Consider the following 18,551-nt stretch of genomic DNA (forward strand, 5'->3'; position numbering starts at 1 on the left):
TGGCGGGTGCCCCTCAGGCCGAAGCACACTTGATGCAGCGCGTAGCGATCGGACGCGCTTCCAGCCTCGCATGGCTGATTTCGTCGCCACACACCGCGCACGTGCCATAGGTTCCGTTGCCGATGCGGAGCAGCGCGAGCCGGATCTGCTGGATTTCCGCGCGCAATACGTCATCGATGCCTTCGAGCGCTTCGTCATCGGCAAGGTCGGTCGCCTGTTCTTCCCAGTCCGCGTCGAGTGGGTGGCGAAGGTCGTCCTCGATCACCTCGGTGCGTTGCAGCAGGTCGTCGAGCCGCGTGCGGAGCTGCTGTTCGATGTCTTTAAATTCGCTCATCACCATCCCCATTCTTTTTCGCGATACCACTTGGTTATCACGTATTTGATTCCTTTGCGCACCTTCATGCCGTGATGCAGCGTGTTTGGATTGACGCTGCCATCGGGCCGGCGGTTGTTCCAGCACACCAGCTTGCCCGTTTCGGGCTGGAATGTCTTCCCGACCACCTTGAACCGGGTAGCACCGCCAGCCTCGACTTCATTGAGATAGATCATGAAAGTCCAGCTGCGTTGCCCGGCGACCGAACAATATTTGACGTAATCCTCACCACCCGGCGCGAAATAGTCCGTGTGCGGCTTGAATTCCTGGCCGACGTCATAACGCTGGCCCTGGCAAGGTTCGCCGAATGCCGGGTCGATGCCATTCAGGGCCACAAGCCTTGCTTCCAGTTCCCGAACGCTCGGATTGGCGGGATCGAGGTCGCAGGTCTCGCTGGTGCGGAAATAGGCATCGCCATTGGCGTCCGCGATCGTCGACGGCCGGCGGTTGGCTTCGATCAGCGCGATGAGTTCGGCACATAATTCAGGCTCGAGGAACCCGCGCAACTGGAACAGTTCGATCTTGGGATTTGGAACCTGCTGGACGCCGTTGGTCGACAGGAGCCTCGTTGCAGAAGATTCGCCGTTTTCAAGCACGGCGTCAGATTACGGTTGGTGACGCTTCGGGCAAGAGAGAAATATTATTGCGTTTGACGGTCCAACGCGCAGTTTTCGCTTTGCAAACGGGATCGCCTGTGCAACAGGCTCGCCCCCGCTACGGCGAGCCTTGACGGGCTGGCCAAGGCGCGTATCAGCCCCGCTTGCGCGGCATCCGACGACAGCGGGCCGGGGCATTGTGGCGATCGTAGCTCAGTTGGTTAGAGCGCCGGTTTGTGGTACCGGAGGTCGGGGGTTCGAGACCCCTCGATCGCCCCATTTTCCCCGAGCAGACTGTTACCCGGCCGCGTGGCTGAAAGGGGTAATTCGATGCCGGCATTCTGGACCGAAGCGGACTATGACGATCACGAGCTGGTTCAGTTCGTGCACGAGCCCAACAGCGGCCTGACTGCTATTATCGCTCTCCATTCGACCCATCTCGGCCCCGGCGCGGGCGGCACCCGTTTCTGGCACTATGCCGATCCGGCAAGCGCGATGCGCGATGCGCTGCGTCTCAGCCGCGGCATGAGCTACAAGAACGCGATGGCCGGACTTCCGCTCGGCGGGGGCAAGGCCGTGATCCTGGCGGATAAGGACCGTACCAAGACGCCCGAATTGCTCGCCGCTTTCGGCGACGCGGTCGAGGCTCTGAATGGTCGCTACGTCACTGCAGAAGACGTGGGCATCAGCGAAGCCGACATGGTTGCCGTGTCGAAGCGTACTGCCCATGTCTCCGGCCTTCCGGTCGAGGGCGAAGATGCCGCCGGCGGCGATCCCGGCCCGTTCACCGCAATGGGCATCTATCACGGCATCAAGGCCGCCGTCCGCCACAAGCTGGGCAAGGATAGCGTCGAAAACGTCCACATCGCGATCCAGGGCACCGGTAGTGTCGGTGGCGGCGTTGCGCGCCTGCTGGCCAAGGACGGAGCCAAGCTGACGCTGGCCGACATGCATGCAGATCGTGCCGAAGCCCTTGCGAAGGAACTGGGCGGCGAAGCTGTGGCAGCGGATGCGATCATGGGCGTTGCCTGCGACGTGTTCAGCCCCAACGCGCTCGGTGCGATCCTCGACGACGAAGGAATCGCGCGTCTCGAGGCTCCGATCGTTGCAGGCGGTGCGAACAACCAGCTCGCCCGTGCACATCACGGCAAGCTGCTTGCCGATCGCGGCATCCTGTATGCGCCCGACTACGTCATCAATGCCGGCGGGATCATCTCGGTGGCGATGGAATACCTCTGCCGCCAGCATGGCGAGCCCTGCGACATCAACGAGGTTCGCAAGCGGATCGCGCAGATTCCGGGCCGTCTCGAAGAAATCTGGCAGGCTTCGGAAAGCTCCGGCGAAACCGCTGATGTTGTTGCCGACAGGATGGCGCAGAAGCTCATCGGACGCTGACGATGCAGGCGGTACAAGTGGACTTGTACCAAATGCAGTCTTGCGGGGGGCGGGGACGGCTGTATTAGCCGCACCTAAGATAATCCCATGCACGGCTTCGCCAATCCTAAACGTTTTTTGACGCTCGCCCGCTGGCTGACACCCTTGCTGATGGTGTCCGGTCTGCTGCTGAGCGCAGTGGCGCTGACCTGGGGGCTTTTCTTCGTCTCTCCCGACAGGCTGATGGGCGAAACGGTGCGCATCCTGTTCCTGCACGTTCCAGCAGCCTGGCTCGGCATGGGCGGGTGGAGCGCGATTGCGATCTCGAGCCTCGTTTTCCTAGTCTGGAAACATCCGCTGGCGGCGATTGCGGCGCGCGCGTCGGCGGTGCCGGGAATGGTCTTTACCGCCATCTGCCTTGCGACAGGTTCGATCTGGGGCCGCCCGGCATGGGGCACTTGGTGGGTATGGGACGGGCGGCTGACGAGTATGCTGGTGCTGCTGTTTCTCTATGCCGGTTACATCGCATTGTCGCAGGCGGCGGCTCGCGACGGAGCATCGTCGCGTATTCCGGCGATCTTCGGACTTGTCGGCGCGGTCAATGTGCCGATCATCAACCGTTCGGTCGTGTGGTGGAATTCGCTTCACCAACCTCCTTCGATCACCATGGGCAAAAGCGCGATCGACCCCGAATTCCTTGTCCCGATGCTGGTCGCGGTCCTGGGCTTCTCGCTGCTGTTCGGCGGCGTGGTCCTGGCGCGGATGCGGGCGCTGCTCGCCGATTTCCAGACCGAGGCGCGGCTGCGCCGCAGGGCGATGGAGGCGGCATGAATTACGAAGCGCTCGACCAGTGGAATTTCGTCTTGGCTGCCTATGTCGTCGGCGTTGGCGGAACACTCGCGATGGCGGCGTGGAGCTGGATTGCGATGAAGCGTGCCGAACGCCGCCGTGACGAGGTCAAAGGCCGATGAGTGCGCTGAAGGCAAAGCATCAGCGGCTGGTGCTGATCGTGATCGCGTTGCTCGTGCTCGTGGCTGCAGGGCTGCTCGCGGCATGGTCGCTGCGCAACCAGGCGAATTATTTCTACCTGCCCTCGCAAATGGCAGAGAATCCGCCTGAAACGGGCCAGGCCGTTCGCCTCGGCGGAATGGTGGAACAGGGCTCGCTCGAAACCATGCCCGACGGAGTTACGATCGCTTTCGTGGTCACCGATCAGGACGAAGCGAGGGTGCCGGTACGCTATCGCGGCATCGTACCCGATCTTTTCGTCGAAGGATCGGGCGTGGTCGCGGAAGGCGCGCTGGCTGCCGACGGCATTTTCGAAGCGACGAACCTGCTTGCCAAGCATGACGAGAATTACGTCCCGCGCGAATTGCAGGAAATGGACCAGCACCAGGCCGCGAAAATGGCCGAAGAAACGACCGTAGGGATCGAATGATCGCAGAGCTTGGTCTTGCCGCCCTGTGGCTCGCGGCGGCACTCGCTGCCCTGCAGCTGGCCGGCGGCGCCCTGGCGCAGCGAGGCGAAACACCATTGCAGCCTCTCGTCCGCCCAGCTGCAATCCTGCAGGGTCTGCTCGCCGGATTTGCGTTCGTCATGCTGCTGTGGGTTTTTGCCGTCACCGATCTTTCGGTGAAGCTGGTTGCTGCCAACTCCCATTCGCTGAAGCCGATGATTTTCAAGATCGCCGGTGCCTGGGGTAATCACGAAGGTTCGATGCTGCTCTGGGTCACGGTCATGGCGCTGGCCGGCGGCCTCATCGCGCTGATTGAACGTCGACTTCCCGAAAGGACGATGCAGGCGACATTGGCTGCGCAGGGCTTCGTTGCGCTAGGCTTCTATGCCTTCCTGTTGTTCAGCTCGAACCCGTTCGAACGGCTTCCCGTGCCAGCACCGGAAGGGTTGGGCCTCAACCCGCTGCTGCAGGATATCGGCCTCGCCTTCCATCCGCCCACGCTTTACATTGGCTATGTCGGCCTTTCCGTCGCTTTCAGCTTCGCCGTCGGCGCGTTGTTGACGCGGCAGGTCACGCCCGAATTTGCCCGGGTGATGCGGCCATGGGTGCTGGGCGCCTGGGTCTTCCTGACGATCGGCATCACTGCCGGGAGTTACTGGGCCTATTACGAGCTAGGCTGGGGCGGCTGGTGGTTCTGGGATCCGGTCGAAAACGCCTCGCTCATGCCATGGCTGGCAGCGACGGCCTTGCTCCATTCGGCCAGCGTCCTTGCCGCACGCGATGCGCTGCGTGCCTGGACGATCATGTTGGGGGTGGTCGCGTTTTCGATGAGCATGGTCGGGACCTTCCTCGTCCGTTCGGGCGTGCTGACCAGCGTCCACGCCTTTGCCGTCGATCCAGAGCGCGGTTCCTTCATCCTCGCGCTGCTGGCGCTCTACATCGGCGGCGCACTGCTCGTTTTTGCCTTGCGAGCAGGCTCGGTATCGGAGGGGCAGCGCTTCGCCGCCCTCAGCCGCGAGGGGGCGCTCGTCTTCAACAACGTCATGCTGTCGGCCATCCTCGGAATCGTGCTGCTCGGCACGCTCTATCCGCTGCTGACAGAGGCATTTGACGTCAGGGTTTCGGTCGGGCCGCCCTACTTCAACCCGGCGAGCGCGATCTTCGCGATCCCGATGTTGCTGGTCATGGCCGTGGGGCCCTTGCTGCGCTGGCGCGGTGACAAGTTCGAGCGCATTTCCGTTCCGGTCGCGATCACCGTCGCCATCGTCGTGACGGTCGCCCTGATAATCGGCGTAGCCACAGCGCCGGGCCTGCTGCCCCTGCTGGGTCTCGCGATTTCGATCGGGCTTGCGGTTGCCAGCTTCTGGCCGCTCAAGGGCCGCCGCCTGACACGGGTCCCGCTTGCGACGTGGGGCATGGTGATCGCGCACTTCGGGATTGCCATCGCCCTGTTCGGCATGGCGAGCGAAGGCGCGTTCACGAAAGAACGCCTGATAGCGCTTGCGCCCGGTGGATCGACCGAGATCGCCGGATGGCAGGTCACCCTGGAAGGCGTCGATCCGGTGGCCGGGCCCAACTGGACCGCGCTGGAAGGGCATCTTCTTGCAGCAAGGGACGGCGGTGAGCCTGTGCGGCTCGACCCGCAGGCCCGCAATTTCTGGGCTCCGCCCCAGGAAACGACCGAAAGCGCACTTTTGACCCGCTGGGACGGACAGCTTTACGCAGTCCTCGGCGACCGGGCGAGCGATGGCCGCTGGCAGCTAAGGCTGTGGTGGAAACCCTTTGTCACGCTGATCTGGTACGGGGGGCTTCTGGTCGCGCTTGGCGGCGTTCTGGCCATCATCGGCCGCGTTCTTTCCGACCTCAAGCGGCGTAGGATCCGCGTTCTGGCAGCGGAGCGCAGGAGCGAACAGGCCATGGGAGCGGTATCATGATCCGCTGGCAGGTCTGGGTCCCGCTCGCGCTATTCTCGGCCTTCCTGGGCGTGGCAGGATACCAATTGTCGCAGCCGAAAGACGAATTCATCCATTCCACGATGATCGGAAAACCCCTGCCGCAATTCGACCTGCCTCCCGCGATGGAGGGGGTGGATGGTGCGGCCACCACGAATTTCCAGGACGGAAAGCCGCGCCTGCTCAACATATGGGCTAGCTGGTGCTTGCCCTGCATCGCAGAAGCACCGCATCTCGAAACCCTGAAGCAGCAGGGCGTCGAAATCATTGGCGTTGCCATCCGTGACCGGCCCGAAGATGTGGCCGCCTTCCTTGAACGGAACGGCAACCCGTACAGCCGGATCGGTTCAGATGCGGTCAGCGCGATCCAGTTCGAGATCGGTTCATCCGGCGTGCCCGAAACCTTCGTCATCGATGGCAAGGGCGTGATCCGTTACCAGCATATTGGCGACATCCGTGAAAGCGATGTGCCCATGCTGCTCGAAAAGCTGCGCGAGGCAGGCGAATGAGGCTGTTTGCAATCTTCGTTCTGGCGCTCTTGGCAATTCCATTCGGCATGACGGCGCAGGCGCAGGATTCGATGCCGCCGGCGCCCTATGCCTATCGGCAGCTAGACGATCCGGCGCAGGAGGCCGAGGCACGCGCGCTGATGGAAACGCTGCGCTGCCTCAAGTGCCAGAGCCAATCGATTGCCGATAGCGACGCGCCGATGGCGGGTGACATGCGCCACCAGGTCCGCACGCGTATCGAAGCGGGTGAGGAGCCCGAAGCGATCCGCGCTTGGCTGATCGAGCGATATGGCGATTACGTCAGCTACGAACCGGCTCTCAGTTCGACGACATGGCCGCTGTTCGCCATTCCGGTCTTGCTGATGCTGATCGTCGGCATCGTGCTTGCGCGTCGCCTCTCGCGCCGAAAGGGTGAAGCATGATCTGGCTCGCAGTCATCGCCCTGGCGGTCGGCGCGCTCCTGGTCGCTGCAATCCTGCTGCGCGTCAGCCGGAGTCACTGGACCATGCTCGGTGCGGTGCTGGTGTTCGGGCTGGCGGGGTATGCCTGGCAAGGTTCGCCGCAGCTTCCATCTGCCCCCAAGCAAGCAGTCGAGTCGCAATCGGCGTCGGGCGAAGCTCTGGTTGAAGCGCGCAGAGCGCTGTTCGGCCCGACCGACCTGCCCACGAACTACTTGATCGTTTCCGATGGTTTCGCACGGCGAGGGGACTTCGAAGCGGCTGCCCGGCTCCTTCGCAAGGGGCTGGAAGACAATCCGAAAGACGGCGAAGGCTGGCTCGCGCTGGGTAATGCCCTCGTCGAACATGCGGGCGGCAATGTCACGCCGGCGGCAACCGAAGCTTACGCCCGGGCAGAAGCGAACCTGCCGGGGAACCCGGGGCCTGCATTCTTCCTTGGGGCTGCTCTGCTGCGATCGGGCGACCTGAAAGGTGCGCGCGATGTCTGGGCGAACCTGCTCGAAGCATCTCCCGATGACGCCCCGTGGCGCGAGCAACTGGAAGCGCGGATCGGGCAGATGGATATGCTGATCGCCCAGATCGAAGCGCAGGGCGCGCCGGAATGACGTGTTGCGCCGTCTGAGGGCTAGTGCTAAGCGCCGCCGCCTTGCGCAGCCTCTGCCGCGCAACCCAGTAGCAATCGAATGGGGCAGTACCGGGGTGAATTCGGGAAATCCTTTGCCATGAGCGAAGCATCCACACAAAGCGACAGCACTGCCGGTAACGGCGGTCATGGCCATGGCGCGTCCAAGGCGGCACTGGCCGTCGGCGCGATCGGTATCGTTTTCGGCGATATCGGGACGAGCCCGCTTTATGCTTTCCGCGAAACATTCGTCGGACCTCACCCGCTGGCGCTCGACAATGCGCACGTCCTCGGGGTCATCAGCCTGATCTTCTGGTCGATGACGCTCGTCGTTGCGATCCAGTACGTCACGATCCTGATGCGCGCCGATAACAAGGGGCAGGGCGGTTCGCTTGCCCTCGTTGCTCTTATTTCGCGCCACATCAGCTCGTCCCGCTATGGCTGGCTAGCCGTGCTACTCGGCGTGTTCGCAACCGCGCTGTTCTATGGCGACAGCATGATCACGCCGGCGATCTCCGTCCTTTCGGCCGTGGAGGGCCTTACGGTCGTCGATCACCGGCTCGACCGGCTGGTCATTCCGATCGCCCTTGTGCTGCTGATATTCCTTTTCATCCTGCAGAAACGCGGGACGGCGAAGGTCGGCGCGCTGTTTGCGCCGGTTATGATCGTCTATTTCCTTGTCATCGCAGGGATGGGCACGTGGCAGATCGTGCAAACCCCGGAAGTCCTCTGGGCGCTCAATCCGTATCACGCCGTCAACTTCTTCATCCTCGACGGCACACTGGCGTTCCTGGCGCTCGGTTCGGTCGTGCTGGCTGTGACCGGTTCGGAAGCGCTCTATTCCGACATGGGGCATTTTGGCCGTGGACCCATGCGTCTGTCGTGGTTCGGTTTCGTCATGCCGTGCCTGCTGCTGAACTATTTCGGCCAAGGCGCGATGATCATCGGTCTGCCGCCAGAAGAAGCGACGCAGGCGATCCAGAGCCCGTTCTTCTTCCTCGCCAACGAGCAGTGGCGCCTGCCGCTTGTTTTGCTCGCGACCGCAGCGACCTTCATCGCCAGCCAGGCTGTGATCTCCGGCGCTTTCTCGATTACGCATCAGGCGATCCAGATGGGCTACATCCCCCGCCTGTCGATCCGCCACACCAGCGAAACAGAAGGCGGCCAGATCTATATTCCGGTGGTCAACTGGGCACTGATGATCGCGGTCATCATCCTGGTGCTCACGTTCCAGAATTCCTCGAACCTCGCATCGGCATACGGCATCGCCGTGACCGGCGCGGTCACGATCGACACGCTGCTGATGGGCGTGCTGTTCGTCGGCGTGTGGAAGTGGAGGTGGTGGTACGCAGCGCCTGCGGTCGCGATCTTCCTGATCGTCGATGGCGCCTATTTCGCTGCAAACCTTTCCAAGGTGCCCGAGGGCGGCTGGTTCCCGCTGGTGGTAGGCCTGGTGATGTTCACGCTGCTCACCACCTGGGCGCGCGGGCGCAAGCTGATGCGCGAGCGGATGAGCGAAGTCGCGCTGCCGATCGAAATCTTTGCCAAGTCGGCCAAGAACTCGGCAACCCGCGTGCCGGGCACGGCGATCTTCATGGCGTCGAGCACGGCTGGCGTTCCGTCGGCACTGCTGCACAATATCAAGCACAACAAGGTGCTGCACGAACGCGTCATCATCCTGACGGTCGATATTGCCGACATTCCCTATGTCGACCCGAACGAGCGGTGCGAATATCACGACCTCGGCGACGGATTCTACCGTGCGGTGCTGCACTACGGCTTCATGGAATCGACTGACGTCCCGCTCGGCCTGAAGAGCATGGAGCGGTGCGGCGGCGAATTCGACATGATGCAGACCAGCTTCTTCCTCAGCCGGCAGACCCTGCTGCCGTCGAAGAACCCGGCCATGCCGCTGTGGCGTGAGAAGATTTTTGCTTGGCTGCTGCGCAACTCGGCAACCGCGATGGATTTCTTCAAGCTGCCGACGAACCGTGTCGTGGAACTGGGCAGCCAGGTCGAAATCTAACGCCGAGCGGCTTTCGCTGGTTCACATTCGATTTCATAGAATTTGAGGCGAGAACCATTCTGGGGTTCATAGCGTGCATGAGGCGCGTCGCGGCCATCCTCGAATATGACCAGCGATGCGTTGTTGCCAGCCCCAGGCTTTCCGGATTCGGTCACTGATCGTTCGATGGGATCGAGATTGAGATCGGATGCCAACGTTAGCACATAGCCCCGGATCTGGCGGACTTCGGTGATGTTGGTGCGCTGCATCAGGGCACCATCGCCGTAGAGTATGACCTCCCCGTTCGTGACAACGAGGACGCGCGATTCATCGACACGGTAGCAACCGGACGGCTGGTCATTCGAAGTGAGATAGGCCCAGCCGCCTATTGCGAGGGCCACCAAGACCGAGAACGGACCGACAGAATGTCGATAGCTAGGCATGGCCTCAAATTGCTTCGATCACGAACCCGTCGGTGGTTCGTCCTTCAGGACTTCATCTTTCTCTTCGAGCGAGAGACCATGCTTCAGTAGCATGGGGATCTGGCTGAACGTGAACAGGAAGCTGACGGGGAGGAACACCCAAAGCTTTGCCGCGAGCCAGTCGCCAAAGTCGAGATAGGCGCGCAGCCCTTCGTTCAGCACCGCAAGAGCGAGGAAGAAGAAGCCCCAGTTGCGTGACAGTTTTAGCCAACCTTCGTCGCTCAACCCCTCGAAGGCGGCGGCGAGCAGCGTCTTGAGCAGTGGCTTGCCCATCATCCAACCGGCCAGCAGTGCGATGCCGAAGCCGCAATATATGATCGTGGGCTTCAACTGGACGAAGGTCGGGTCGCCGAAGAAGATGGTCAGCGCACCGAATCCCACAATCAGGGCCGTCGAAAACCACAGCATTGGTGAGACCTTGCCAAGTCGCCATTTCGAAATCGCGAGCGCGGCAACGGCCGCGACCATGAAGGCCAGCGTGCCGCGCACCACTGCGGCGATTTCCGCGATCGGTTCAGCCTCTTCGGGCGCATAGTAGCGATAAACGCCGAGGAAGATCAGCAGTGGACCGTAATCGACTGCAACGCTGAGCCAGCCCGAGCCTTTTTTCTTGCTGTCCGACATCAGGCTACTCCTGCAATGACACGCGCCACGAGGTCAGGATCAAAGGGGCGCAGATCGTCGATTTTCTCACCCACACCGATCGCATGGATGGGAAGGCCATATTGTTCGGCAGCCGCGACCAGCACACCGCCACGCGCCGTGCCGTCGAGCTTGGTCATGATGAGGCCGGTGACGCCGGCGACTTCCTTGAAAACATCGATCTGGCTGAGGGCATTCTGGCCGTTCGTGGCGTCGAGCACGAGGACGACATCATGAGGCGCTTCGGGGTTGAGGCGACCGAGGACGCGGCGGATTTTCGCCAGTTCGTCCATCAGTTCGCGCTTGTTCTGAAGACGGCCGGCGGTGTCGACGATCAGCGCATCTGTGCCCTTGTCGGTTGCAGCCTTGACCGCGTCGAAGACGATGCTGGCGGGATCCCCGCCTTCCGGTCCGCGAATGATCGGAACATCGATCCGTTCTGCCCACGTGGCAAGCTGGCCGATTGCGGCGGCGCGGAACGTGTCGCCTGCCGCCAGCATGACGCCGTAATCGTCTTCCTGGAAAAGGTGGGCGAGCTTGGCGATGGTCGTGGTCTTGCCGCTGCCGTTGACCCCGATCACAAGGATGACCTGCGGGCGCGGGAAGGCGGTTATTTCGAGCGGTTTGGCAACCGGGCGCAGGATTTCCGCGATTTCCTCTGCCACGGCTTCTTTCAACTCGCGCTCGCTGATCTCCAGTCCGAAACGCTTGTCCGACAGGCGCTCGCGAATACGGCGCGCAGCGGACGGGCCGAGGTCGGACATGATCAGCGCATCTTCGACATCGTCGAGGGTGGCATCGTCAAGCCGAGCTGTGCCGACCACGCTGGTCAGGTTCTCGGACAGGCGTTCAGACGTCTTGCGGAAGCCGCCGAACAGTCGGTCGCTCCAGCTTTTCTGCTTTTCGGGCTCGCTCACGAGAGCAATCCTTCTTCGAGTGTTGTCGGCGTTACGCTCACGATCGTGCGCGGGGCCGTGCCTTCGGGCAATGCAACGCGGGCGAACTGCTGCGAATAACCACAGCCGTCACTTTCCGCGAGAACGGATAGGGGGGTGCCGACCAGACCTTCCAGCCATGGCCGACGAACTTCGCTCACCGCCCGACGGAGTTCGGCGGCGCGCTGCTTGATCACCGGTTTCGCGACTTGCGGCATGCGTGCGGCCGGAGTGCCAGGGCGGGGCGAGTAGGGGAAAATGTGCCCGTGGACGATGTGGAGCTCGCGGATGATGGAAAGGTTGGCCTGGTGCTGTTCCTCGGTTTCCGTCGGGAAGCCCGCGATGAGGTCGGCGCCAATGGCCACTTCCGGGCGCGCTTCCCTGATCCGTGAGACCAGTCGGACCGCATCGCCCCGATCATGCCTGCGCTTCATCCGCTTCAGGATCAGGTCGTTTCCATGCTGCAGCGAGAGATGGAGATGCGGCATGATGCGCGGCTCTGTGCAGATCAGCTCGATGAATGCATCGTCGATTTCCACTCCGTCGAGCGACGACATCCGCAAGCGTTGCAGTTCTGGAAAAGCGTCGAGCACCGTGGCAACGAGTGTCCCGAGACCCGGTTTTCCGGGCAGGTCTTCGCCCCAGCTGGTAACGTCGACACCGGTCAGGATGACCTCGCGCGCGCCGATTTCGAGGTGCTGTTCCACCTCAGCAAGCACCTGGGAAACGGTCAGGGACCGGCTTGTCCCGCGACCCTGCGGGATGACGCAGAATGTGCATGAGTGGTCACACCCGTTTTGCACCGCGATGAAGGCACGGGTGTGCTGCGGCACGACCGGCGCGGCGTCGACAGGCACATTCCACGCCCTGGGATCGAGCTTGGCTTCATTTGCAATCAGCCCGTCCACCTCCGGCATGGCAGCAATCTGCTCGCGCTCTACTTCGGCTGCGCATCCGGTCACCAGCAGGCGAGCATCTGGATACTGCTTGCGCGCCTTGCGGATCGCCTGCCTCGTCTGCCTGACTGCCTCCGATGTCACCGCGCAGCTATTGACCACGATCGTCTCGGAAGCATCGCCCAGGATCGCGCGAATGCGTTCGCTTTCCGCGATGTTCAGACGACAACCGAGCGAGACGACTTCCGCCCCGCTCACGCGAAGTCCGACCATTCGAAGGTCCCGACAAAGCTGAGCGTCGCAGGCCCGGTCATCAGGATGCGGTTGTCCTTCGTCCATTCGATCTGCAACGGACCGCCGGGGAGGGCAACCGTGACATTTCGCTCGACCAGGCCGCGGCGCATCGCTGCAATTGCCGTCGCGCAGGCTCCCGTTCCACAAGCGCGGGTCAGGCCGACACCACGTTCCCAGACGCGCAGGCGAATGTTGGTCCGGTCTTCGATCGTCGCGACATTTACGTTGATACGATCGGGGAACAGCGGGTCGTGTTCGATCTCAGGTCCCAGCACATCGAGTTCGACCACATCGGTATCATCGGTGAAGAAGATCACATGGGGATTGCCAACGTTGACTGCCGCAGGGTTTTCCAATGGGCCCCAGGCGACCGGCATCGACAGCGTATCCATCGCATAGGCCAGCGGAATGTCCTGCCATTCGAAGCGAGGGGTTCCCATATCGACCCGTGCGCCGCCTTCTGCCGGTTCAAGCGCGATCAGACCCCCGTCAGTAGCGACACGCGCGCTTTCCCCATGAAGCAAGGCAACGGCGCGGCTGGCGTTGCCGCAGGCTTCGACTTCGCTGCCGTCGGCATTGAAAATTCGCATGCGGAAATCGCTGTCGCCGCTCTCGTCGTTTTCGAGCAGGATCAGCTGGTCGCACCCGATACCGGTCGTGCGATTGGCGAGTGCCGCTGCCACGGCATTCGTCAATTCGGGCAATCCTCCGTTCCTGTTGTCCAGGATGACGAAGTCGTTGCCTAGTCCGTGCATCTTGGTGAAGGAAACGCGCATAGCGCGCGAGGCTCTATTCGGGTGTGTCGGGCGCGTCCAGCCCTAGCGAGCGGCTGACCGGCTGTCAGGCCTCTGCCGCACGCGGAGGGTGGCTGCCGCCATCTGGCAGCGCTGGTGCTGCGTGACGGCCGTCGTTCGCCGCGAGCAGGCCCAGCATCTGGAGGCGCTTTTTCACCTGTTCGGCCGATTCAGGGCGTCCGTAAAAATATCCCTGGCCCTTGATCCGGCCCATGCGGCGCAGAACGTCCAGGATATCCTTGTTCTCGATACCTTCGGCAGTGATCGGCATCTGCAGGCCCTTGCCGAGCGTGACGATGGCATCGACGATCGTCGAGGTAACATCGTCGGTCCCGAGTTCGGCGATGAAACTGCGGTCGATCTTGAGCCTGTCGAACGGCAGCGTCTTGAGAGTGGCGAGGCTCGAATACCCCGTACCGAAATCGTCCAGCCCGACCCGTACTCCCTGGTTCTTCAGGCTCGTCATGATCGTACGGACTGCGCCGATATCCTCGTGCAGGCAATTTTCGGTGATCTCGATTTCGAGACGATGGGCCGGGAAATTGTTTTCGACGATCAGCCTCAGCAGCTTTTGTGCGAACCATGGGTCACGCAGCTGGAGTGGCGAGATATTGACCGATATCGTGAGCTCTGGATTCCATTCCGACGCATCGGCGAAGGCCTGCACCATCAGCTGTTCAGAAAGTTCGGCAATGACGCCGATCTCTTCCGCAATCGGAATGAAGGTTTCTGGTTTGACGAGGCCGAGGTGGGGCGAATTCCATCTCGCAAGCATTTCGAACCCGACCAGCCGACCGGTTTCGAGATCGATCTGCTGTTCGTAGTAAGGAACGAATTCTGCGTGGTTCAGCCCGCGGCGGATACCTGCCTCGAGTTCATTGCGGAAACGCAGCTCGTTTTCCATGTTGGGTTCGAACCAGACGAAGCGGTTTTTGCCCTGCTTCTTGGCGCGGTACATCGCGATGTCCGCACGGTGCATCAGTGTTTCGGCATCCTTGGTGTCGAGATCCGGACCGACGGTCGGGCTTTCGCTCACGATGCCGATGGACATGGTGATGTCGATCCGCACCATGTCGATGAGCAGCGGCGTTGCAAACAGCTTGAAGATTTCGCCGATCTGCCGGTCGATCGCTTCCTCGTCATCCGGCTTGTACGGCATTACGAAAGCGAACTCGTCGCCGCCCAGACGGGCGAGGACGGCATCTTCCGGCAAGGTATCGCGCAGGGCATCGGCGATACGGTTCAGGACCTTGTCGCCGGTCGAGTGCCCATGCATGTCATTGATCTGCTTGAAGTTATCGAGATCGACCATGACGAAAGCGAGCGACTGGCCTGCTGACAATGCGTCGTGACGCAGGGCATTTGTAACGCTTGCCATGCTGCGCCGATTGAAGCATCCGGTCAGAGGATCGATCTCTGCCAATCGGCGCGCGGTCTGTTCGGCCTTGCGACGTTCGCCGATCTCGAGGGTGAGTTCGCGGTACCGCCGCCAGCCGAATATGATCAGCGCGACATTCAGCACCAGCGCATTGGCGAGCAAGCGGTCCGGGCCGCTCCCGTGGCCTGAAAGCGCACGCACGACATCGGGCAGGACCTGACCGCCGGTCGCGACGAACAGCATGATAGCCGCGATCGCGATACCCAGCGTCACGAGGTCGCGCTCGGCACGGCCAAGTCGTGTCGTTTCTGCCAGTTTGAACACCGAGTGCGAGAGCCCCATCATGTCGGCAGTGATAACGTCAAACCTTGCATCACTACGTTTCTTCTTATGCCGAAGACTTCATGCGCGAACCTGCTGAAGATCGGGTTAATTCCGGGAGTTCGTAACCTTGAAGGGGTGGCTTCACAGAGCCCGCTTGGCTAGCAGGCGTTGACTGACCGACACAGGAGACTTGGCTTGCCGCGCTATTGGCTGATGAAATCCGAACCATTCAAATACAGCTGGGACGACCTCGTTGCAGAAGGCGAAGGCACCTGGGACGGTGTGCGCAATCATCGTGCGAAGAACAATCTTGCCGCGATGGAAGTGGGTGAGGAAGCCTTCTTCTACCACTCTCGCGAAGGGCTCGAGATCGTCGGTATCGCGGAAATCAGCGTGAGTGGCATTACCGACCCGACCGATCCCGAGAACAAATGGGCTGCGGTCAAGGTAAAGGCCAAACGTAAGCTCAAGAACCCCGTTACGCTCAAGCAGATCAAGGCGGAGCCACGTTTGGCCGACTGCGAACTAATACGTCTTGGCCGCCTGTCCGTTGCTGAACTCACGCCGGAAGAATGGAAGGTCATTCTCGAGCTGGCGGGAGAATAGACTACGGTTGTGACCTCATTCATCGCGCCGAAGCAACATCTCGTCGCGATGAAGGAAAGCTCAGGGAACGGGCCGACAGGGCAACCGTTAATCCATTGAGAAGGCGAGGAAAATCCTTGTCTCATAGCGATGGAGAAACACGCCATGGGCGAACTTACCGAAAAGATCAAAGGCAACACCAACGAAGCAATCGGCAATTTGAAGCAGGAATTCGGCGATGCCGAAACCCGCGCAGAAGGTCGCAGGCAGGAAGCCAAGGGCGAGGCCCAGCAATTCAAGGGCGAAGTCGAAGGCAAACTCGGCAACGACATCTGACGCTTGCGTCACCGGCGGCCAAGGGCCGCGCTATAGAGGCCGCTCCATCACGGGGCGGCCTTATTGGTGCGCAATCCACCTGTCGTGACAATGGTCGGCGAAGCCCTGTGGATATTCACGATGAACCGTGATGCTTAATGTCCCGCGCTGCGACACCGCGGAATTGCAGGGAGCGCGATGGTTACGAATTCGTTAATCGGGGGACATGCGTAGAGCCCTTGTTCTCACAGATGAAGCCGCCCGCCACCCGTTCCGGGCAAGTCTGCCCGCTCACGTGCGGAGCAACGAATATGAAAATCCTGCTGAATCGCTCTGGCGATTGACGCAGGAGGACGTGCGTGGCTTTGCCAGCGCTTATGTCGCGAGTTTCGCCGCCGCGATGGTCTTCTTCATGTAGAATGATGTGCGGGCGCTTCGGCAACCGAAGCGACCCTGTGCAGTTTTTGCCCGAGCCAGGCCGCGATCACGCACATCCCTGCGCTCAGCAACAGTTGCTCGGTCATGGCGATGCCGATCGCGTTCATCGCCATCGCAATCAATGAGCCGATAACCATCGCGCCAGAATTAACGATGTTGTTGGCCGCGATTGTCCGCGACGCCTGGTCCGGTGCGCAACGCGTTGTAAGGAACGCGTAAAGCGGAACGACGAACATCCCGCCGGCAATGGCGATGCCGAGCAATGTGGCGAGGATCATGATCGCAAGCGGCCAGGCAATAAACTCTGCAACGCCCAGCAATTCTGTCGGCTGGTAGCTCTGCCAAGCCCTGCAAACGGCATAGAAGGCGACGACGAATATTCCCATCAGGACGACCGACGCCGGGGCATAGCGCGCCGAAACCTGCCCTTTCAGCAGGGCATTCACGGACACAGAACCGATGGCGATGCCGACTGAGAATATCACGAGGAACAGGCTCGCCACCTCCTTGCTCGCCATCAGTGTGTTCTTCGCCAGTGGCGGGAACTGGATGATCAGAACCGCGCCGATGGCCCAGAAAAAGCTGATCGCCATGATGGCGTAGAATATCGGCTTGTCGTGCATCGTGTTGCGAACGAGCACGTAAGACGCACGGATGATGTGCCAGTCCAGCTTGGCCTGTTCGCCGATCGGCGGTGCGGCGGGAATCTGCCTGCTGCTGAAATAGCCGATTACCGAGGTCACGATAATTCCTGCTGCAGCCCATTCGACGGGAATCCAGCCCGCCAGGATCGTCCCTGCAAGAATGGCTATGTAGGTGCCGGCCTCCACCAGGCCAGTACCTGCCAGCACTTCGTCCCGCTGAAGGTGCTGGGGCAGGATCGCGTATTTGATCGGTCCCAGGAAGGTCGACTGGACGCCGGTCAGGAACAGTGCGAGCAGCAGCAGCGGGATGGCCAAGGTCTCAACCATGATACCGCGCCAGGCCAGGAAGAGGCCGGCCGCACCGATGACCATCAGGCCAATCTCACACATCTTCACTGTGCGAATGATCTTCGCCTTGTCCCGCATATCGGCAAGCTGGCCCGCGAGAGCTGACAGGATGAAGAAGGGGAAGATGAAAAGGCCCGATGCGACCGCGCTGAACATGCCTTCCGCACTCTCGTCGTTATAGACGGAGTAGACGACAAACAGCACCATGGCGGTCTTGTAGAGATTGTCGTTGAAGGCGTTGAGGAACTGCGTGCAGAACAGGGGCAGGAAGCGCCGACGGCGCAGTAGATGCGTTGACGTGGTCATCAGGCTTCCCGAAAATTTCCTCTCACGGCCACCATTGGGGCAATGCGCGGCGGTGAACAAGGTGAACGCTGCATCTTTTGCCCCGAGACGACTGACGCTAGGAATGTCGGCATGTTGACCTTGCCCAATGTGCTCACGCTGTCACGCATCCTGGCGGTGCCGTTCTTGGCCTTCCTGTTGTGGTGGCCCGACTGGGCAACCGGGTATCTCCTGGCATTCGGTCTCTACAGTTTGATGGCCATTACGGACTATTTCGACGGCTACCTTGCTCGGTCGAGCGGTGCCGTATCGAAACTGGGCATTTTCCTCGATCCGATCGCTGACAAGATCATGGTCGCCGCCGTCATTCTCGTGCTGACCGCACAGGGCGTGCTGCGTGGGCCCTACGTCGGCGACATGCACGTGATTGCAGGTCTGATAATTCTCGTGCGCGAGATTGCGGTATCAGGGCTTCGCGAATTCCTAGGCGGGTTGCAGGTCTCCGTCCCGGTGACGAAACTCGCCAAGTGGAAAACCACGTTTCAGCTCCTGTCGCTCGGCTCGCTTATCCTGGGGAAGGGCCTCCCGCAGTGGATCGTCACGGTTGGCGATGTGACGGCGAATATCCCGCATACAGTGGGTCTGGTCGCCTTGTGGGCCGCCGCGATACTCACGCTCATGACCGGCTGGGATTACCTGCGGGTTGGTCTTAAGCATATGGATTGATTAGATAGTTTGCGTCGTTCTGAGCAAATTACATAAATCGAATTCCGTTTCTTCCACATATTCTGTCCGGTTATTTGAAACCAAATCGGGCTTGGTGCGCTATTACAGTTAACAACCGTA

The 18,551-nt window shown here is 61.2% G+C and carries 22 protein-coding genes and 1 tRNA gene; 14 read left to right on the forward strand and 9 right to left on the reverse strand.

The genetic code is table 11. The features are described from left to right. Positions 1–13 precede the first annotated feature (13 nt). Both AMC99_RS03400 and AMC99_RS03405 read right to left on the reverse strand, forming a co-directional pair. Positions 14–334, reverse strand: coding sequence for a TraR/DksA family transcriptional regulator (locus AMC99_RS03400; RefSeq protein ID WP_061927661.1), 321 nt, complete (start codon positions 332–334; stop codon positions 14–16). Next, positions 334–969 carry a prolyl hydroxylase family protein gene (locus AMC99_RS03405; protein ID WP_061922802.1) on the reverse strand — a complete coding sequence of 212 codons (636 nt, stop codon included), beginning with the start codon at positions 967–969 and terminating at the stop codon, positions 334–336. The genes AMC99_RS03400 and AMC99_RS03405 overlap by 1 nt, the downstream gene beginning before the upstream one ends. Before the next feature lie 202 nt (positions 970–1,171). Here AMC99_RS03405 and AMC99_RS03410 point away from each other — a divergent pair. The 10 genes from AMC99_RS03410 (at position 1,172) to AMC99_RS03450 (ending at position 9,366) form a co-directional block, all read left to right on the forward strand. Next, positions 1,172–1,248, forward strand: a tRNA-His gene (locus AMC99_RS03410). Positions 1,249–1,299: 51 nt separating this feature from the next. Next, a complete protein-coding gene (locus AMC99_RS03415) occupies positions 1,300–2,364 on the forward strand; it encodes a Leu/Phe/Val dehydrogenase (protein ID WP_061922805.1) in 1,065 nt (354 codons plus the stop codon). Between the two features lie 87 nt (positions 2,365–2,451). Next, on the forward strand, positions 2,452–3,174 hold the full coding sequence (gene ccmC, locus AMC99_RS03420; protein ID WP_061922808.1) for a heme ABC transporter permease CcmC: 723 nt from the start codon (positions 2,452–2,454) through the stop codon (positions 3,172–3,174). After that, a complete protein-coding gene (locus AMC99_RS14080; protein ID WP_198143565.1) occupies positions 3,171–3,314 on the forward strand; it encodes a hypothetical protein in 144 nt (47 codons plus the stop codon). The genes ccmC and AMC99_RS14080 overlap by 4 nt, the downstream gene beginning before the upstream one ends. Next, positions 3,311–3,781 carry a cytochrome c maturation protein CcmE gene (gene ccmE / locus AMC99_RS03425; RefSeq protein WP_061922811.1) on the forward strand — a complete coding sequence of 157 codons (471 nt, stop codon included), beginning with the start codon at positions 3,311–3,313 and terminating at the stop codon, positions 3,779–3,781. The genes AMC99_RS14080 and ccmE overlap by 4 nt, the downstream gene beginning before the upstream one ends. Continuing rightward, the gene (locus tag AMC99_RS03430; RefSeq protein WP_061922814.1) at positions 3,778–5,733 is read left to right on the forward strand and encodes a heme lyase CcmF/NrfE family subunit; all 1,956 of its coding nucleotides are present in this window, start codon (positions 3,778–3,780) and stop codon (positions 5,731–5,733) included. Before ccmE ends, AMC99_RS03430 begins: the two co-directional genes overlap by 4 nt. Continuing rightward, entirely contained in the window at positions 5,730–6,260 is a 531-nt protein-coding gene (locus tag AMC99_RS03435) for a DsbE family thiol:disulfide interchange protein (protein WP_061922817.1), read from the forward strand. Before AMC99_RS03430 ends, AMC99_RS03435 begins: the two co-directional genes overlap by 4 nt. Beyond that, the gene (locus AMC99_RS03440; RefSeq protein ID WP_061922820.1) at positions 6,257–6,682 is read left to right on the forward strand and encodes a cytochrome c-type biogenesis protein; all 426 of its coding nucleotides are present in this window, start codon (positions 6,257–6,259) and stop codon (positions 6,680–6,682) included. Before AMC99_RS03435 ends, AMC99_RS03440 begins: the two co-directional genes overlap by 4 nt. Continuing rightward, a complete protein-coding gene (locus AMC99_RS03445) occupies positions 6,679–7,323 on the forward strand; it encodes a tetratricopeptide repeat protein (RefSeq protein ID WP_061922822.1) in 645 nt (214 codons plus the stop codon). The genes AMC99_RS03440 and AMC99_RS03445 overlap by 4 nt, the downstream gene beginning before the upstream one ends. A 117-nt stretch (positions 7,324–7,440) precedes the next feature. Beyond that, on the forward strand, positions 7,441–9,366 hold the full coding sequence (locus AMC99_RS03450) for a potassium transporter Kup (protein ID WP_061922825.1): 1,926 nt from the start codon (positions 7,441–7,443) through the stop codon (positions 9,364–9,366). On the opposite strand, the gene AMC99_RS03455 is transcribed toward AMC99_RS03450, so the two are convergent. From AMC99_RS03455 to AMC99_RS03480, 6 genes are all read right to left on the reverse strand, one after another. Beyond that, complete coding sequence (locus tag AMC99_RS03455; RefSeq protein WP_157058243.1) at positions 9,363–9,746, reverse strand: hypothetical protein; 384 nt, start codon at positions 9,744–9,746, stop codon at positions 9,363–9,365. The two genes, AMC99_RS03450 and AMC99_RS03455, sit on opposite strands and share 4 nt — an antisense overlap. Positions 9,747–9,806: 60 nt before the next feature. Next, the gene (locus tag AMC99_RS03460; protein WP_061922831.1) at positions 9,807–10,451 is read right to left on the reverse strand and encodes an inner membrane-spanning protein YciB; all 645 of its coding nucleotides are present in this window, start codon (positions 10,449–10,451) and stop codon (positions 9,807–9,809) included. Beyond that, entirely contained in the window at positions 10,451–11,386 is a 936-nt protein-coding gene (ftsY, locus tag AMC99_RS03465; RefSeq protein WP_061922833.1) for a signal recognition particle-docking protein FtsY, read from the reverse strand. The genes AMC99_RS03460 and ftsY overlap by 1 nt, the downstream gene beginning before the upstream one ends. Beyond that, positions 11,383–12,573 (reverse strand): tRNA (N(6)-L-threonylcarbamoyladenosine(37)-C(2))-methylthiotransferase MtaB, encoded by a 1,191-nt coding sequence (gene mtaB, locus AMC99_RS03470; RefSeq protein ID WP_232301494.1) that lies wholly within the window; start codon positions 12,571–12,573, stop codon positions 11,383–11,385. The genes ftsY and mtaB overlap by 4 nt, the downstream gene beginning before the upstream one ends. Then, on the reverse strand, positions 12,555–13,370 hold the full coding sequence (gene dapF, locus AMC99_RS03475; protein ID WP_061922836.1) for a diaminopimelate epimerase: 816 nt from the start codon (positions 13,368–13,370) through the stop codon (positions 12,555–12,557). The genes mtaB and dapF overlap by 19 nt, the downstream gene beginning before the upstream one ends. A 64-nt stretch (positions 13,371–13,434) precedes the next feature. Then, positions 13,435–15,111 carry a putative bifunctional diguanylate cyclase/phosphodiesterase gene (locus AMC99_RS03480; protein ID WP_232301495.1) on the reverse strand — a complete coding sequence of 559 codons (1,677 nt, stop codon included), beginning with the start codon at positions 15,109–15,111 and terminating at the stop codon, positions 13,435–13,437. A 192-nt stretch (positions 15,112–15,303) separates the two neighbouring features. On the opposite strand from AMC99_RS03480, the gene AMC99_RS03485 reads away from it, so the two are divergent. The 3 genes from AMC99_RS03485 to AMC99_RS13840 all read left to right on the forward strand — a co-directional run bounded on the left by AMC99_RS03485 (position 15,304) and on the right by AMC99_RS13840 (position 16,408). Beyond that, complete coding sequence (locus AMC99_RS03485; RefSeq protein ID WP_061927667.1) at positions 15,304–15,696, forward strand: EVE domain-containing protein; 393 nt, start codon at positions 15,304–15,306, stop codon at positions 15,694–15,696. A gap of 144 nt (positions 15,697–15,840) precedes the next feature. Then, positions 15,841–16,011 (forward strand): CsbD family protein, encoded by a 171-nt coding sequence (locus AMC99_RS03490; protein ID WP_061927669.1) that lies wholly within the window; start codon positions 15,841–15,843, stop codon positions 16,009–16,011. Between the two features lie 205 nt (positions 16,012–16,216). Next, positions 16,217–16,408: a hypothetical protein gene (locus AMC99_RS13840; RefSeq protein WP_083440071.1), complete on the forward strand. Its 192-nt coding sequence runs from the start codon at positions 16,217–16,219 to the stop codon at positions 16,406–16,408. On the opposite strand, the gene AMC99_RS03495 is transcribed toward AMC99_RS13840, so the two are convergent. Continuing rightward, positions 16,401–17,726, reverse strand: coding sequence for an MFS transporter (locus tag AMC99_RS03495; protein WP_061922839.1), 1,326 nt, complete (start codon positions 17,724–17,726; stop codon positions 16,401–16,403). The two genes, AMC99_RS13840 and AMC99_RS03495, sit on opposite strands and share 8 nt — an antisense overlap. Positions 17,727–17,837: 111 nt before the next feature. On the opposite strand from AMC99_RS03495, the gene pgsA reads away from it, so the two are divergent. Then, positions 17,838–18,431 carry a CDP-diacylglycerol--glycerol-3-phosphate 3-phosphatidyltransferase gene (gene pgsA / locus AMC99_RS03500; protein ID WP_061927671.1) on the forward strand — a complete coding sequence of 198 codons (594 nt, stop codon included), beginning with the start codon at positions 17,838–17,840 and terminating at the stop codon, positions 18,429–18,431. The last annotated feature ends 120 nt before the right edge of the window (positions 18,432–18,551 follow it).

It is taken from the genome of Altererythrobacter epoxidivorans (assembly GCF_001281485.1).
Lineage (GTDB): Bacteria > Pseudomonadota > Alphaproteobacteria > Sphingomonadales > Sphingomonadaceae > Erythrobacter > Erythrobacter epoxidivorans.

What these genes read in the sequence shown, in the direction of transcription:
- AMC99_RS03400 (WP_061927661.1), bottom strand. Translation starts at nt 334, where the DNA reads ATGAGCGAATTTAAAGACATCGAACAGCAGCTCCGCACGCGGCTCGAC.
- AMC99_RS03415 (WP_061922805.1), top strand. Translation starts at nt 1,300, where the DNA reads ATGCCGGCATTCTGGACCGAAGCGGACTATGACGATCACGAGCTGGTT.
- ccmC (WP_061922808.1), top strand. Translation starts at nt 2,452, where the DNA reads ATGCACGGCTTCGCCAATCCTAAACGTTTTTTGACGCTCGCCCGCTGG.
- AMC99_RS14080 (WP_198143565.1), top strand. Translation starts at nt 3,171, where the DNA reads ATGAATTACGAAGCGCTCGACCAGTGGAATTTCGTCTTGGCTGCCTAT.
- ccmE (WP_061922811.1), top strand. Translation starts at nt 3,311, where the DNA reads ATGAGTGCGCTGAAGGCAAAGCATCAGCGGCTGGTGCTGATCGTGATC.
- AMC99_RS03430 (WP_061922814.1), top strand. Translation starts at nt 3,778, where the DNA reads ATGATCGCAGAGCTTGGTCTTGCCGCCCTGTGGCTCGCGGCGGCACTC.
- AMC99_RS03435 (WP_061922817.1), top strand. Translation starts at nt 5,730, where the DNA reads ATGATCCGCTGGCAGGTCTGGGTCCCGCTCGCGCTATTCTCGGCCTTC.
- AMC99_RS03440 (WP_061922820.1), top strand. Translation starts at nt 6,257, where the DNA reads ATGAGGCTGTTTGCAATCTTCGTTCTGGCGCTCTTGGCAATTCCATTC.
- AMC99_RS03445 (WP_061922822.1), top strand. Translation starts at nt 6,679, where the DNA reads ATGATCTGGCTCGCAGTCATCGCCCTGGCGGTCGGCGCGCTCCTGGTC.
- AMC99_RS03450 (WP_061922825.1), top strand. Translation starts at nt 7,441, where the DNA reads ATGAGCGAAGCATCCACACAAAGCGACAGCACTGCCGGTAACGGCGGT.
- AMC99_RS03460 (WP_061922831.1), bottom strand. Translation starts at nt 10,451, where the DNA reads ATGTCGGACAGCAAGAAAAAAGGCTCGGGCTGGCTCAGCGTTGCAGTC.
- mtaB (WP_232301494.1), bottom strand. Translation starts at nt 12,573, where the DNA reads ATGGTCGGACTTCGCGTGAGCGGGGCGGAAGTCGTCTCGCTCGGTTGT.
- dapF (WP_061922836.1), bottom strand. Translation starts at nt 13,370, where the DNA reads ATGCGCGTTTCCTTCACCAAGATGCACGGACTAGGCAACGACTTCGTC.
- AMC99_RS03480 (WP_232301495.1), bottom strand. Translation starts at nt 15,111, where the DNA reads ATGATGGGGCTCTCGCACTCGGTGTTCAAACTGGCAGAAACGACACGA.
- AMC99_RS03485 (WP_061927667.1), top strand. Translation starts at nt 15,304, where the DNA reads ATGAAATCCGAACCATTCAAATACAGCTGGGACGACCTCGTTGCAGAA.
- AMC99_RS03490 (WP_061927669.1), top strand. Translation starts at nt 15,841, where the DNA reads ATGGGCGAACTTACCGAAAAGATCAAAGGCAACACCAACGAAGCAATC.
- AMC99_RS13840 (WP_083440071.1), top strand. Translation starts at nt 16,217, where the DNA reads ATGCGTAGAGCCCTTGTTCTCACAGATGAAGCCGCCCGCCACCCGTTC.
- AMC99_RS03495 (WP_061922839.1), bottom strand. Translation starts at nt 17,726, where the DNA reads ATGACCACGTCAACGCATCTACTGCGCCGTCGGCGCTTCCTGCCCCTG.
- pgsA (WP_061927671.1), top strand. Translation starts at nt 17,838, where the DNA reads ATGTTGACCTTGCCCAATGTGCTCACGCTGTCACGCATCCTGGCGGTG.